General features: G+C 52.3%; 14 protein-coding genes. 10 read left to right on the forward strand and 4 right to left on the reverse strand.

The annotated features are described in order from the left end of the window. The first annotated feature begins 16 nt into the window (after nucleotides 1-16). From IR195_RS11075 to IR195_RS11120, 10 genes are all read left to right on the forward strand, one after another. Nucleotides 17-472: a hypothetical protein gene (locus tag IR195_RS11075; protein ID WP_206047536.1), complete on the forward strand. Its 456-nt coding sequence runs from the start codon at nucleotides 17-19 to the stop codon at nucleotides 470-472. A gap of 35 nt (nucleotides 473-507) precedes the next feature. Next, nucleotides 508-759 (forward strand): hypothetical protein, encoded by a 252-nt coding sequence (locus IR195_RS11080; RefSeq protein WP_206047537.1) that lies wholly within the window; start codon nucleotides 508-510, stop codon nucleotides 757-759. A 155-nt stretch (nucleotides 760-914) separates the two neighbouring features. Then, nucleotides 915-1,631, forward strand: coding sequence for a Rha family transcriptional regulator (locus IR195_RS11085; RefSeq protein ID WP_206047538.1), 717 nt, complete (start codon nucleotides 915-917; stop codon nucleotides 1,629-1,631). Between the two features lie 83 nt (nucleotides 1,632-1,714). Continuing rightward, nucleotides 1,715-2,584, forward strand: a complete 870-nt coding sequence (locus tag IR195_RS11090) for a DUF7946 domain-containing protein (protein ID WP_206047539.1) — start codon at nucleotides 1,715-1,717, stop codon at nucleotides 2,582-2,584. 12 nt (nucleotides 2,585-2,596) lie between these two features. Beyond that, nucleotides 2,597-2,983: a DUF2511 domain-containing protein gene (locus IR195_RS11095; RefSeq protein ID WP_206047540.1), complete on the forward strand. Its 387-nt coding sequence runs from the start codon at nucleotides 2,597-2,599 to the stop codon at nucleotides 2,981-2,983. 76 nt (nucleotides 2,984-3,059) lie between these two features. Then, the gene (locus tag IR195_RS11100) at nucleotides 3,060-9,446 is read left to right on the forward strand and encodes a phage tail tape measure protein (RefSeq protein ID WP_206047541.1); all 6,387 of its coding nucleotides are present in this window, start codon (nucleotides 3,060-3,062) and stop codon (nucleotides 9,444-9,446) included. Beyond that, entirely contained in the window at nucleotides 9,443-10,786 is a 1,344-nt protein-coding gene (locus tag IR195_RS11105; protein ID WP_206047542.1) for a hypothetical protein, read from the forward strand. Before IR195_RS11100 ends, IR195_RS11105 begins: the two co-directional genes overlap by 4 nt. Then, nucleotides 10,783-11,607 carry a hypothetical protein gene (locus IR195_RS11110; protein WP_206047543.1) on the forward strand — a complete coding sequence of 275 codons (825 nt, stop codon included), beginning with the start codon at nucleotides 10,783-10,785 and terminating at the stop codon, nucleotides 11,605-11,607. Before IR195_RS11105 ends, IR195_RS11110 begins: the two co-directional genes overlap by 4 nt. A gap of 1 nt (nucleotide 11,608) precedes the next feature. Then, entirely contained in the window at nucleotides 11,609-13,018 is a 1,410-nt protein-coding gene (locus IR195_RS11115) for a phage head spike fiber domain-containing protein (protein WP_206047544.1), read from the forward strand. Continuing rightward, nucleotides 13,015-13,599 carry a hypothetical protein gene (locus IR195_RS11120; protein WP_206047545.1) on the forward strand — a complete coding sequence of 195 codons (585 nt, stop codon included), beginning with the start codon at nucleotides 13,015-13,017 and terminating at the stop codon, nucleotides 13,597-13,599. Before IR195_RS11115 ends, IR195_RS11120 begins: the two co-directional genes overlap by 4 nt. Nucleotides 13,600-13,657: 58 nt before the next feature. On the opposite strand, the gene IR195_RS11125 is transcribed toward IR195_RS11120, so the two are convergent. From IR195_RS11125 to IR195_RS11140, 4 genes are all read right to left on the reverse strand, one after another. Then, complete coding sequence (locus tag IR195_RS11125) at nucleotides 13,658-13,939, reverse strand: hypothetical protein (protein WP_206047546.1); 282 nt, start codon at nucleotides 13,937-13,939, stop codon at nucleotides 13,658-13,660. Nucleotides 13,940-13,965: 26 nt separating this feature from the next. Then, nucleotides 13,966-14,238 carry a hypothetical protein gene (locus IR195_RS11130; RefSeq protein WP_206047547.1) on the reverse strand — a complete coding sequence of 91 codons (273 nt, stop codon included), beginning with the start codon at nucleotides 14,236-14,238 and terminating at the stop codon, nucleotides 13,966-13,968. Nucleotides 14,239-14,547: 309 nt separating this feature from the next. Next, nucleotides 14,548-14,985, reverse strand: a complete 438-nt coding sequence (locus IR195_RS11135; RefSeq protein ID WP_206047548.1) for a thermonuclease family protein — start codon at nucleotides 14,983-14,985, stop codon at nucleotides 14,548-14,550. After that, on the reverse strand, nucleotides 14,982-15,233 hold the full coding sequence (locus tag IR195_RS11140; protein WP_206047549.1) for a hypothetical protein: 252 nt from the start codon (nucleotides 15,231-15,233) through the stop codon (nucleotides 14,982-14,984). Before IR195_RS11140 ends, IR195_RS11135 begins: the two co-directional genes overlap by 4 nt. Nucleotides 15,234-15,360 lie beyond the last annotated feature (127 nt).

Below are 15,360 nucleotides of genomic sequence, written 5' to 3' on the forward strand. Positions count from 1 at the left end.
CTGAGAGGAAATAGCTATGTCATTCCGTATCGACAAATTTGACGCATCTAAATTCACCGACGGCGAATGGTGCGAAATTATGGGCGGCGAGTTCAAAATTGCCCGCATGCACAACTCTGTTTACCGCGATGTTAAGCGCAAACTGGATAAACGCTATCGCAAGGATCATGGCGACGAGCTGACCGCTGAGCAGGAAGACCGCAAAGAAGCTCAGCTTGTCGCAGAAGGCTTGATTCGCGATTGGCGCAACGTTACTGCGCTCAACGAAGATGGCGATGAAGTGCCGGTTCCATACAGCATTGAGGCTGTCGCCGATCTGCTGCAGAACCGCCCTGACGTGGTTCCATTCATCGCACAGAAAGCGGTAGACCTTGAGCGCTTTGATCGCATCGAAGCCGAAGAGCAGGCAAAAAAGCCTCGGGCTTCCTCCGCTGGCAAAGCCAGTTCTGCCGCGAAGGCCAAAGCCTCTTAGAGGCTCAGGAGGAGTATCGCGCAGACTGTGAATTCTTGGGCGTCGACTATGACGCCCCTGAGCTTGATGAGCGCACCAACTTTTGGATGGGCGCTTTCTCAATTCTCCATCGCACGCGCCAACCCGGCATGAGCGGCATCAGCCCGATTAATCCAGTAACGGTGCTTGACCTGGCTGAACGGCTAGAGTGGCCGTGTGATCCTGAAGAAGCACTATCTGTGGTTATCGCAATGGATGACGCTTTCAGAGAAATCAACCAGCAAAAACAGCAACACCAAGCCGCCTAATCAGGCGGCTTTTTTGTATGCGCCTCGCACGGCGCAATAACCCAAGAGCCTTTTTCAGAAAGAGCCCAGGTGAAGCGTCAGTTAAAAGCTGGCGAGCTTCTCTTGGGGCTGGCGTTTCTGTGCGACTGGGCTCTTCCTAAAGAAGGAAAGACGCAATGACCGATATCACCCTCGTTAATGCCAATGGCGAAACTCGTGTTGATAGCCGCCAGCTAGCAGAGCAGTTAGGCAATAAGCACCGTCACTCTATCAGGCTTGTCGATAAGTACCTGGAAAGATTTAAGCGATTCGGCCATATGTGTTTTGAAAACGCAGATGGTAATCGTCAACAAGGCGGCGGCAAGCGTGAGCGTTACGCGCTACTTAATGAAGATCAGGCCTACTTCCTCCTGTCGCTGTCTCGAAATACCGATGAAGTAGTGGATCTAAAAGCCAACCTAGTGATGGCCTTTAAGCGCGCCCGTGAAGAAGCTGCGCTATCCACCATGCTCGGCCATGTGTTGCTGCCGGATGCTGCAAGCTGGGAGAAGCGATTCATGGATGGCTTTTATCAGTCACTTGGAAAAATGACTGGCATGCCATTTAATGGACACTCTCGCGGAACGCCGCCTCTATTTGCTCGCATTACTCGCGACTGGGTGTATCGAGTAGCTTTAGATGAGCGCGCATACGAAGAGGCAAAGGCGCGGTGCCGCCCAGGCGAGAAGATTCATCAGTGGCTATCTCACGGCGCGTTAAAGGCTGTTGAGTTACAGTTGATCAACATCACCGCCCTGGCCAGCGCCTGCATTGACTATCAAGACTTTGTTGCACGATGCACGCACGCCTACGGCAAGCCTGGGCAATTGCGTCTAGTTTACCCGGCAGCCTAGCCGACCAAAACCCGCCGAACATTCCCCTACCCCCTAGCCCTGATCCGCGCTAAGCTCCCTTTGATAATAAATGGGGAGCAGGTATGTCTGATTCAGTTGTAATTGATGGCGCTGGCGAAGAGCTAATAAAATTCGAGATCCGATATGAGGGGCTTGATGCCGAGCGGCACCAAATAGACATGATGTCGCTAGGCGAATCACTGCAAGGGTTCGGTAGAATATACTCAGTAATTGGTCACTACGCGGCTACTGGTCAGTATGCCAAGCAGGCTCAGGCGCTCTCTGTAAAAACATACGCTCAAGAAGCCGAGGCCAAATGCTTCAGCATTGTTGGGTATATAAGTACCGCCGCACAGGCAGGAATGTTCGAGGGCTCGGTTGGTGCGCTAATTGGGGCTATAGTTACTTATGCGCTTGGCAAACGTAACGACAAGAGTGAAGAGATGAGACACCTCAGAGAGCTTCTAGAGCAGCAAATGGGGCATAACCAAAAGAACCTTGACCGAGCGATGGATACTATCGAACGCTTGACTAGCGGGCTTGGCCCTTCGATCAAGAAGTCTCTTTCTCCCGTAGGTGAGAGCTGTAGCCGCATTGATTTATACGCCAATGATTCCAAGCACAAAAGCATTGACCTTGCCGACAAAGAAGCAATCCTTTCTACCGAAGATGGGGAGCTGCTTGAGGAGCGCGAATATACCGTCATGCTTACGGAGTTCGACAAGCTGTACAGGCGCTGCAAAGTTCACTTGCTTGGTGACGATGCCGCTACTGATTCTGATGAAGGTGGATTGCCGCCCAGGATTAATGCGGAAATAACCGATCCCGCTATCCAGTTTACCAACAACAAGTACAGCGCGGCCGTGGGAAGCGATAAGCCTATCAAAGTAAAAGCGAAAGCCTTATTGAAAGACGGCGAGATTACAAAGCTATTTATTTCGGATTGCGAATAACAAGGGGGAAGGATGAATAAGAATATTGCCAAGACTGGAGTTGGGTTGCTTTTATTTTTGGTCGTGTTTGGCTTTGTGGCCTACATGGTTAATCCAGAGGCAATGCAAGCCAATCAGCAAGAAGTAAAGAATAGCGAGGATGAAATATTGGCTGGCGAACTAGTAACAAAAGACGAATTCGGGGAAAACTGGCCATTCACTGTTGACGAGGGCCGCATTGAGTGCCGTGAAGCAGGAGCTTTGGTGTTTGTGCGTGGCGAGTTTGAATACCAGCTCAATGGAACGGCTAGCCAGCTAGGCTATACGAGCATCAATTCTATTTGGCGCTGGAATCCAGATATTCCAGGCACCCGAATACCTATCACACCGATAATTCAGAGAGCGCAAAAGCTCTGCTGACATAACCCGCTCCGGCGGGTTTTCTTTTTTCTAAGCCCTGGCATTCGCCGGGGCTTTTTTGTGCCCGGAGTTTGCCATGAGCTTTCAGTCGCGCCTTGAATTGATCGTTGATAGTCGCTCTGGTGAGCAGCGATTAAGGGCATTTGAGGATCAGCTAGATCGTGCCCAGAGCTCTGGTGACCGCTTAGCCAAAGGCATGGGTGTGCTTAAAATTGCACTAGGTGCTGCTGCTGCAGCTGCTGGCGGCTTTAGTGCTGGCAAAGTTATCACTGAAACTGCCTCGTTTGAGCAAAGCCTACTAAAGCTACAAGTTGTTTCTGGAGCCACTACCACTCAGCTTGCAGCAATGGAAAGCCAGGCGCGGACGCTAGGCGCTACCAGCATGTTTTCAGCGAAGCAGGCGGCGGATGCGCAGAATTTTCTAGCGATGGCTGGCATGAACGTAAACGAAGTAATGTCAGCTACGCCCGGGATACTACAGCTTGCGACTGCTGGGCAGATGGATTTGGCAAGTGCGGCGGATCTAGCCTCTAACGTCCTGGGCGGTTTCCGCCTTGAAGTTGGAGAGCTTAACCGGGTTAATGATGTTCTTGCAGCCACCGCTGCTAAGTCTAACACTAGCATTAGCCAACTTGGTGATGCTCTATCCTATGCCGCGCCTATTGCGGCCACCGCTGGCGTTTCTATCGAACAGACCGCTGCAGCTATCGGCGTGCTTTCAGATGCCGGTTTGCAAAGCTCTCGCGCTGGCACTGGCTTGCTTGGGTTTATTCGTCAGCTATCAAACCTGACGCCAGATGCAACGGCAGCTTTAGGTAGATATGGGCTTACGTCTGCGGAAGTGAATGTTGAACAAGAGGGCTTAATTGCCGTACTTGATCGACTGCAACAGGCAAATATCAACACTGCTGACTCATTCAAAATATTTGGCTCTGAAGCAGGCCCTGCCGCGCAAATTCTGGCTTCCGGCGCAGTCCGTGTTAATGAGTTTACGGGCGAGCTAGAGCTGGCTGAAGGCACGGCCGAGCGCGCGGCCCTGGTTCTCGGTTCTGGGTTGGAGGGTTCTTTCCGGTCACTAAATAGCGCTATTGGAGAATCAACCCTCCAGCTAGGCCGCGACAGCGGCATGAGTGCCGCGCTTCAAGAGGTCACTAATACTGCCACTGGCGTTATCAGTGTTTATAACGGGATGCTTCCCCAATTCCGCGAAGCTAACGGCTTAACTGAAGACCAAGCCAGGAATCTAAATACCACCGCCACGGCTATATCATTGACCGCAGGCGCGGTGGGCGGCCTGACTTCGGCTTATGTGGGGCTGACAGCAGCAACTTGGGCGGCCCACGCGGCTCAAACAGCATTCGTGCGCATTATGCGCGTGAACCCTATTGTTCTAGCAGCCGGAGCTATTGCATCTCTGTCCGGGGCGCTCTATACGGCTCGGAGTCGAACCATTGAGTTCGGTGATACTCAGGCTAGCGTTTCAGACTGGATGAGTGGTGCTTGGCAGGTAAATGCTCAGGTGTTTAGTGAGAATTGGGATGGTGCAATCACCTCTGTTATCGGCTTGTTTGAGTCAATGGCGGAGCCAGTTGGCGGCGTAACTAGCTACATCTGGGAAACCTTTAAAGCGTTAATGACCAACCTGGGCAGCATTGTCCAAACCACCATTAACTCCATAATCGGCTACTTCAGCACCATCATTGATGTGGTAGGCATCGTCACGCGCACAATGCAGACGCTGTTTACTAGTGCGTTTGACAACATTCTTTCTGTTGCGGGCGGCTTCTGGGATTCGGTGCAGGCAGTATTTAGCGGTGACCTTTCATTTAGCGCATTCAATTCAGCCGTTGATAATTTAAAAAGCGGCTTTGTTGAAACAATGGCGGGCGCTGCCGGAGAGATAGGTTCAGCATTCCGTGAGAATATGGGTCGCGACTATCTGGGTGAAGCTTTTGACTCGCTCAGCAGCGGCGCTCAATTTGTCGCCGCTGATTTTGAGGCGCTGGGTGACCGCATCTCTGATGCTGCGTTTGTGGCCCGCATGTCTCGCAATGGCTTCGGTTTAGTAGCAGAGGGATTTAGCGAAGGAAAAACCCAGGCGCAGCTTTTACAGGAACAGTTAGATCAACTGAATCAGTCGCTAGCAGACCCAGCAAGCGAAGATGCCGCCAAAGCCGCCAAGACCCTAGCCGACAACTTCGAGTCCCTAAAACGCCAACTAGACCCCTCCTACTCCTCCCTAATGGACTTCTGGGAAGGTATCGAGCTGCTTAATGAAGCGATTGATACCACCACCATCGAGGGAATGACTGAGTACAACCGCTTAGTTGGCCTGTTGACTGAGCGTTATGCCGAGGCCACTAAAGGCAGCGACGATGCAGCTAAGCGCATGAAGTCGCTCACCGATACCTACGACCGGGCGCATGCAAAAGCCCAGCAGCTTAGCACTGACTTGGCCGCCATCAACGAAGCATGGCGCAACGATCCGGCCAACGGCGATCAGTACGCCCGCATGGTCGCGAGTGTGCGTGAAGAGATGGCCGAGCTTGCCCTTGAGGCCGACCCTGTAGCTAAAGAGCTAGCTCGCCTTTGGGAAGAAGCAGGCGAACGCATTGATGAAACCTTTGCCGACGCCTTCGCCGGTGCATTCGACAGCTTCGACTCGTTTGCCGACCAGCTACTGGACGGATTTAAGCGCCTGCTGGGCGAGCTAGCCTACCAAGCCACGCTAAAACCTATCGTTGTTGGCTTTACGCAGGATATGCAGGGCTTGTTGGGTATTGGTGGCGGCTCCAGCTCTGGCAGCTTTGGCGGTATCGGCAGCCTAATTAGCGGCGGCAAGTCGCTGCTTGGCCTTGGCTCTACCGCTGCAAGCGGCACTGCCCTAAGCGGCGGCTTTATGGGGGCTGCTGCGACTCAATCGGCCGGCAGTTTATACGGCATGGCCGCCACTGGCGGTGTGGCGCAGGCTGGATTAGCCAGCAGCATTGCCGCTGGCATCAGCACTGCAATGCCCTGGATTGCGGGCGGGCTTGCCATTGATTCATTGCTAGGCGGCGGTATTACGAAAGCAATTTCCGGCCTATTCGGCGGCAAATCGCGCGGGCCCAGCTTCGACCTGATGACGACAAATCAGGACCCGCGCACGATTTTTGAAGACGTTCAGCATGGCGTTACCGCGACTGGTGCGTTTGGCAACGTTGGTTTTCACGGCGGCAATACCAACCGTTTAGAAGAGACGTTTGGATCATTCGACAATGCCCGCCAGTATTTAGAAACAATCGCTGCAACAGATGACATGATGGCTGCGCTCAGCCCGAAAGACGTTGAAGCGATGACATACGCTATTCAACAAATGCGTATCCAGTCGAATGACGCAGCGGGCATTACTGAGCAGCTGGGTAATCGCACAAAAGCCGCATTCGGCGCGATGTCCGGTGACTTTGGCGCATTCGCTCGCACCTTGAGCGGCAGCACAGAGGAGATTATTGCTCAGGCGCAAAACGCCCGGCAGGCACACGAACTTCTAACAGGTGCGTCTGAACGTCTTGGTGTCCAGTTTAAAGCCACCGGCGGTTATTCTTACGAAGTCGCCAACGGCATGGCCGCGATGGCGGGCGGTGTTCAAAGCCTCGAATCCATGTATTCGAGCTTTTACCAGAACTACTACACCGAAGCCGAGCGCACCGCGCAAAAAACGGAGGACGTTACCGCCGCGTTTGCCGCGCTGGGCTTTGCGATGCCCGAAAACGCGGCGCAGTTTAGAAAGTTGGTGCTGGCCCAAGATACAAGCACCGAAGCGGGACGCGCCGCGCAGGTGGAATTGCTCAGACTGGAGAGCGCGTTTGCTCAACTAACGCCCGCCATCGAAGACGCTGGCAGCGCTGCTGATACGGCGTCAGAAGCACTGCGCATGCAAGGTCAGCTCAACCGACAGCTGCTTCAAGCACAGGGCGATACTGACGCACTGCGTCAGCTAGAAATCGATGCGCTGAAAGAGATTCAAGGCTGGCAGGAGGCGGGTCTTGTCACGACTCAGAAGCGAATCTGGGCTATCGAAGATGAGAAAGAGGCACAGCGGGAGGCGGAGCGTGCCCAGCAAGAGCGCATCCGAGCTATCGAGCAAGAGGCGAACGCATGGCAGCGTGCCCAGCAGCAGCTAGCGTCTTTCGGCGTCAGCATCGACAGTTGGATCGACAACCTACGCGGTACTGATGCAGGCCTTGGCACTCCTGGTGGTCAGCTTGCTGCGGCATCTCAGGCATTCGATGAGCAATACGCTAAAGCCCTATCTGGCGATCAAGCGGCGCTGGGCAGCATCACGCAGTATGCAGACAGATTTATCGAAGCCCAAAAGGGCTGGTCAGCCAGCGGCGAGCAGACGGTTAGCACCATCGACCGTGTAACGGGAATGCTCGAAAAACTGCCCGATCAGCTAACGCCTGAGCAGTTTATCGTTGATGGAATTAGAGATGTCATCCTCAACGAGCTCGCTGACGAAATTGAGCGAGCAATCATGGATAGCAAGTACACGATCAGCACGCTGATTGATTTTGCTACCAATACTGACCAGTTGCCCGCCGATTTGCGCGCTATCTTGGGCGAGCAATCGCACCGACTTGATAGCACTCTCAACTACCTCGTTGGAGAAAACCAGCTAACGTCAGATCTGGAACGGCTGGCGATTGACAGCACCAACAATCTGGTTGCAACAGTTGAGTACATTACTTTTAGCCAGCTTGAGGAGGATGATAAGCGCCTAGCACTCAGCAGTAGCAACACGATGACCGCTGTCGTTGATTATGCCGTCAGGTCTGATCTGGATAACGCGAGCCGCCGCTTAGCGCTTGAGTCGTCGAACGTTTACGGCGTGATGATTGAGTACGCTATTGAGCGTGACATCAGCAAAGACGACCGCACGCTAGCGCTTGATAGCATTAATCGATACACCGCGATTGTTGAGTATGTGACGCGATCCGAGTTAACGGCCGGCAATCGGCATCTTGCACTTGGCTCGCTGAACGAATACGACGCGATCATTGATTATGCGACGCGCAACGACATCGCGGGCGCTGACAGAACGCTGGCGGTTGAGAAAGGCAACTGGTATCTGGCTAACGTCGATTACATCGTCGGCAAAACACTAACGGCTGAAAACCGCCGCTTGGCGCTACAGTCTAACCACAACTACATCAGCGTAATTGACCAAGTTTTAGGGATGCAGCTAAGAGGCGATGACCGACGCCTAGCGCTGCAATCGGGCAACACTTACGAAACGATTGTCGATGCTGTGCTAGCTGACGGCATATCGCCAGATGTTCGTAAATTCGCGCTATCGAAAAGCAACAGTCTGCTCGCAACAGTCGACGGCATTCTTGAGTCCAATCTGCCAGATGACGTGCGCACACTAGCGCTCGAAGACAGCAACCACTTCGTTACGACTCTTGATGCCGCCCTGGCTGACGGCAAGCTGTCGCACGATGAGCGCGCCCTGCTTGATGCGCAATCAGACACGATTTTCAAACGCCTGGAAACTGGCGGGCTAAAGCTGACGGATGATGAGTGGGCAGTGATTAACGCTGCATCGGGCACGCGTCGTTTAGATCTGCTGGCCGATGTCGCATTTAATGCCACTGACTTAGATAAGTTGGGCGACATAGAAAAGAACACAGGAGATGCTATAGACCCCAATACCGAGGGCATGAAGATTTCCATCGGTCGTCACCACAACCCGTCAGGGTTAATCGACATGGCGTATAACTGGGGCACAAAGTGGGCAGATATGGGCGCCCCAGCATTCAGCGGCTCAGGTGGCGGGGGGCTTGATTACAGTCCTTCGAATGGAGGATCGAGTAGCGGCTCTAGTGGTGGTGGTGGCAATTCATCTACCGAGCAACTGTCGCTGAACGAGAGAGCTAGGTTGTACTATCAGCGCTACCCTGATTTACAAAGGTATTACCAGTCAAACGCGGACTCTTTTCATAAAAAGTATGGTGGCAGTACATACATAGACTTCGCAAAATGGCATTGGCTAGATGGGCCTGGGCAAACTGATGCCATCGACCGTTATTTTGCCAAAGGCGGGGTGTTCACAAACTCCATCGTCGATTCCCCAACACCTTTCAATATGGGCTTGATGGGCGAAGCTGGACCTGAAGCCATTGTGCCTTTACACATGGGCGCTGATGGCCTGGGTATTAAGAACTACTCTGCGCCTCCCCTGCCCCAATTCCCGCTCCTTAACACGCAAGACGTAACGCAAGTCATGCGTGACATGCAGCGCACTATTGAGCAGAAAAACGAGCAGATAGTTGAGCTGCTGAAAGAGGTGCGAGGCAACACAGGCCAGACGCGTGACGCAGTTATGGGTGTCGGAAAAGACGCGCATCAGCAGCGCGAGCAGCAAAGCTACAAGCTGGATAAGATCAATCGCAACATTAAGGAGAAGGTGCGCACTCCATGACAGACCAAGAGTACGACAACTGGCTAGCCAGCACATCGGCAGCCAGGGTCGTTCTGTGCGAGCTTGATTATGCAGGCGGGACGCGCTTCGTAGCGTCCCAGCCCTACATATCCAGGCCGACAGACAGCGACCCTAACCGCATCTATGACGATTTAATGAGAGAGGCCGTCGATATAGATACACGTATCGATGGCCTTGTTGGTTTTGGAGAGATCACATTAACTGACGACGGGGAGATAACAGACTGGGCGGGTGATGCATGGCGTGGCCACGGCATCCGTTTATATCTGGGCGGGCCTGACTGGTCGCGTGACGATTTTCGTCTGCTGGCCAGAGGTATTAACGGCGGTCTAATGAGCGCTACACGCGGACTGATTACGTTCGAGATGGTTGATCAGTCTGCGCTGCTAGATGAAGTGATTGATACAGGGCAACTGCCGGATAACGCTGGACCCGTGCCGCTGGCATTGGGCAGCGTGTTTAACGCGCCCGCGTACCTGCTCACAGCCAGCCCCTACGAATTTAAAGCCTCTTTTCTTGCGGTCACAGCGCTGAATCCGAAGGACAACGGCAATCCAGTGTCGCACACCGACAACTTAGCTAACGGCTCTTTTGAGCTTGCGGCGGGAATTGTCGGCACTTTGACAGTCGACATCGAGGAGCAGCACAACACACCTACTCTCATTGCAGAATGGGTTGCCGCGCAATACGGCATCGCTGTCGGCGATATTGAAATGCCCGCTTACACCGTAGGCCTCTACTACAACAGCGAGGCCTCCGGAGCACAGGTGCTTAACGACCTGTGCGATGGCCTGGGCGCGTATTGGTATCTAAATGCGACTGGCGAGCTGGTAGTTCGTCAGCGGACTTTGCCGACTGTCGCGGACGTGACACTGGTTGGCGATGACATTCGAGATGGGCAGATAGCACTATCTGAAACACAAGCGCCTTGGTCAGCACTAACGCTGCGCTGGGGTCGCAACTACTCAACGCTATCGCAAGTGGCAGGCACGGTTGATGAGGTTGCCGCCGACCGCCTACGCCGCGAATGGAGCGAAGTGCGCGGCACGCAGTCACTACCCGACTACCCTCTTGCCGAAGAACGCTCTATCAGCACACCAATATCGAACGCAACTGACGCCGCAACTGAGCGTGACCGCCTGCTAGCCTTGCACTCTGAGCGCCGTGACGTGTACAGCATTGAGACGTTTCTTCCCATCATCGATGTCTCTGACGCGCTCAGCGTAATCCACCCTCGATTAGACGGCCGCATCGGCAGCGTTATCTCTATTTCGCGCTCGCCCACGGCGGGCATTACTGACCTGGGGGTGCTGTTTTGAACTATCCGAACATGCGCATGATCATCGACAACCTGCATGATAGCGCGACACTCACTGCCACGAGTGCAGCGTTGCCGATTGCGTACACGCAGCGCAGCGGACGCTCTTGCGTCTGGCGTTCAACGAGCGCGGCAACGCAAGTGATTACTGGCACATTGCCGAGCGTGCAGCCAGTAGATGGGGGCGTCGTCTATCGCCATAATCTCAGCCCTACCGCGATGATTCGATGGGAGTTTTTGGCTAACGGCTCTGTCGTGTATGACAGCGGCACGGTATCTACTGCATATCTCGTCACGCCGCCCAATCTGCGAGTCGGCATTGATCCGTGGGGGCTTACATACGCTAACGCCCTTCCTGCGAATCAAACCGTTCACTGGCCGGGGCTGCAATTTGCCGATCAGTACCGGATCACAATCAGCGACCCCGGTAACCCAGACGGCTATATAGAGATTGGGCGCATCGTTATCGGCTTTGCGTTCAGCCCTGTTTATAACCCTGCTTACGGACTGTCGCTGACTTGGCAAGAGAATGCCGAACAAGTAAGCACCGAAGGCGGATCGCTAAGGACAATCACATCAAACGGCCAGTCTCGATTGCTCAATATCGACCTCAATTTCCTTGAGGGCGGTGACCGTACGCGCCTAACGACAGACCTCGTCAAGGTCGGGAAGCAGGGCGACATATTTGTTTCTGTGTATCCCGAACAGGGTGGCATTAAAGAGCTAGAGCATTCATTTATTGCCCGACGCGAGAACGACTACGGGCACAGCGCACGCTTTTACAACATTTGGCAATCCCAGCTATCACTCGCCGAGGTATAACATGGCCAGCATCCCTACAGTAGACTTTTCGCAATACCAGTGGGTCGTTAATGACACTAATTATTTAACTAAGTGGAATAACTTCCAAACGGCTATTAATACTCTGCAGGCGAATATTAATAAGTTTGGCGCAGAGGCTAAAGCCGAAGCAGATAGCGCTATCGGAATTGCTCAGTCTTTGATTGAGTCTTATGAGGTAAGCGTACTTGATCCTTTTATAAAAAAATCAACTATTGATTTTGACTTTGAGAGTGGCATATACCGAGTTGATGATGGCAGCCTAATAGAAACAAAAAACATATCCGAATTATGCGTTTTTGAACGTTCAACACCAAAGCGGTATCGCCAGCCTTCAGGTCATTTCGGCGAAGCTGGAATAAACGAAATAGCTAGGGGTAGGTCTTTATCAGACAGGAAATTCTGCTTTCTGTACGACAGTGCGCGCACGAATCTTTTTACAAAATCTGAGTTTCAGAGCGGGGTTTCTGGAACGGGAAGTATTTCTGCCTCTACAATTGACTTCGGGGACGGCGCTGTTGCAGCAGCAGAGTTTTCACCATCACCGTCTGTCTCTTTTTTATATAAAAGTGGAGCAATTGCGAATACTGAGATGACGCTATCGGTGTTCGTTGAGATGGAGGATGGCTCAGCGCCTTCTGTATCAAGCGCTTCAGGGGCAGGAAGCAGTGTTGATTTTGCTATAAATATTGGAGGATCAAGCACGGGTGGTCAAGGTTATAAAGTGGAGAGAGTCTATGGAAATGTCTATAGAGTTTCTAACACAAGAGTCACTGGTGAAACATTTTTAGGCAATAATGGATTAGTTAAGCTTTCATCAAACAGTCAGAAATCTTTTAAAGTATCAGGTTATATGTTAGAGGTAGGGCAGACAGCAGGGGAGTACATTACTACTGATAGCACTTCATCCACAGTGACATCTGACTACCTACGTAGGAGTTTAAGTCAAGAATTTAATTCAATGCAAGGGACTTTCTTTGTTCAGCTAGAGCTTCCAGATGACACTGGTGCTAATTACATATTACAAGCTGGCAATGCAACATCTTCTGTTGATACAACTAACTCATATCTACTGTGGCGATCATCAGGGAGACTCTTCCTAAATATTTTCGGCGACTCAGGGTCTATGTCGATAGATACTGGTCAGGCAGGTGTTGGTTTAATTTGTGCCGCTTTCTCAATATCTCATGACGGATTGGTGTCTGTCTCTGTCAATGGGGTGTCATCTGTCCAACCTATGGATGTCTCTATAAATCACGCCCAATTAGCGCAACTGCTGCTGGGTATTGATGCGGGGGGATCTAAATTTAAAAAATATAAAAGATTCCTATATAGCCCTTACGCCGCTACCGCCGCCGAACTAGACGCCCTAACAGCCAGAGGTCAATCATGATTGATGCCATTTTATATATCGCCGATACCACCGCTCTTAACGACGACAACCCCATGCCGCAGGGTGCTGTCAAAACTAGCGATGGTAAAGCGCTCATCTATTATCGCGGCAAAACGTTGCCGGATGATAGCCGCCTCACTGTACTGGCATCTGACACATACACCGGCACCGGAACAGCGCAGCGGCTCTTCGAAGCGATTGAAAACGACGCAGATAAACTGTCTCTCTATACGTCAGTGCACGATCTTACGCCGCGCACTGTGACCGATGAAGAAGGCAACGAAACGACCATAACTCCGCCGTTTGCTTTTGGGATGCTTGCTGAGTCTGCACTTCCCGTACCAGCAACTATCACGGCGAGACAAGCGCGCCTAGTCCTCGCCAAAAATGGCCTACTATCGGAGGTCGAACGAGCTATCGGGGATATAGTTGATGCTGAGGATCGGCAAATCGCAGGCATCGAGTGGGAGTACGCCGCTTTTTTAGAGCGTGAAGCGCCCTGGCTAACGCACATGGCCGAGCAGCTAGGTATGAGTGACAGCGATGTTGATACGATGTTTATTCAGGGGTCGACATTGTAAGCAGTCCTCGCAAAAACATCCGCCGCCTTGAGCGGTTTTTTTGTGCCTGAATATTGGCTCAGCGATACGGCAAATCGCGGACGTTCATTCCGATCTGTCCACCTCTCGATAAACGCCAGACGCCCTCTGTCATTAGGTCGCAGCGCGTAATCACGTATGCAATGCTGCCCGGCTGGGTGGAGTCGCCTATGGGGTGCGCACCGATGCAGCGGCCTGAATAGAGCTTGCCTTTATGAATGATATGGAAATCTATTAAATCATTCGGCAGCTTGTACTTACCCAGGCGCTTCCATCCTCGGCGCTCCAGCGCCTTTCTCCAAAGCGTGGCTTTATATCCCATCGGCTAAATAGGTCATAAATATTGATTTAAAGATCAAGCCAGGCTGCAATAAAAAGAAGTACAGAGCCTCCAATAATGGCCACTAAAATACCTACAGGAGACTTCAAAACCTCCCATTTAAGCTTTGATATTAACCCTTCTTTTTTGGGCCCACCGGGCCCACGACGGTTACCCGCCATCTCTCCAAAACTAGATCCCCGGTCTTTAAGCAGCGTTCCCGACTCGGTTTCATTATCATTGAACTTTTCGACTTGCGAGCCTTTGAAATCAAACATTGGTTGCTCTTCTTTATCCGCCATACATCGCTCTCCGTACTGCATGCGCAAGAGGTGTTAGATGATAATTATCACCCTTTAATCGCCTGTTATTAGTGGCGGTAACCCCCGTCGAATTTGTTGACCTGAACAATGTCCCCGACCCTATAAAGGTGTTTCCAGTCACGCTTGTACCATGGCAGCCAATCTCTTCTATTCCGCATTCCATGTCCATAAAGACACAACCAGAAACCATCCCTAAAGAACAATTTTCAAACATGATTGCTGGCATTTTTTCCCCTGAGCTGTACTCATGCGTCATACCATTTAAATGTAGCTATTACCTACATTACTTTATAGTCCACACCAGTCCTTCCCGCCCGATCCCTTTGCATACGGCAGCGCACGCCCCTCTGCTAACATCTCAGCGCCCACATTCTCACCATCTACCCACACTTCCGCGATGATTCGATAAAACGATCCACGCTCTATGCGTCGTAGCTCTATCGTCTCAGCGCTGCGCAGACGTTCTACTAGATAGATGCGGGCGTCTGCGGCCAGTGCGCGCTCTCTGGCTTTCTCTGCCTCGGTATCGCAGCGGCTACGCCTTTCGGGCGCGTTAATATCGGCAATGCGAACAGGGATGCGATGACCAATAACAGGCGGCCACTCATTGACGGTCACGCGAATAGTGTCGCCGTCTAGCACACTGGCCACCTCGTCAACTGTCACGCTGCCGTAGTCGGCTAGGGCTAGCGCGGGGAACAGCAGTAGAGTTAGGAGGCGCTTCATCGAGGCTCTAAGGTTTTCAGCCACTCAATGTCCAGCTTGTCCTGAGCGTAGTACGACTCGCCATCGAGATCCTCAAATCGCTCAGCCGATATATGGTTGAGCGCGTCCCCGTTCGAAAGGAAAAACTCAACCGCTCCGTCATAGGTCTGCCTGGGGCCATCCAGTGGCTGAAAGCTCTCCTCTTTGACCTCCACTACTACGTAGTCGGTCTGTCCATTCCCATCTACTACATTAATGGTGCGCGACATCACTCCTCCTCTGCCGTATCGGCGTTAACAATCCAAACTGCTTATGCGTTCAGCATAGCGCTTTAGACTGTCGCTGTGACCGGAATGTGACTCTCTAACGGCACACATACTGCCGATTGTGACCAAG

The sequence above is a fragment of the Vreelandella venusta genome, assembly GCF_015689495.1.
Taxonomy (GTDB): domain Bacteria; phylum Pseudomonadota; class Gammaproteobacteria; order Pseudomonadales; family Halomonadaceae; genus Vreelandella; species Vreelandella venusta.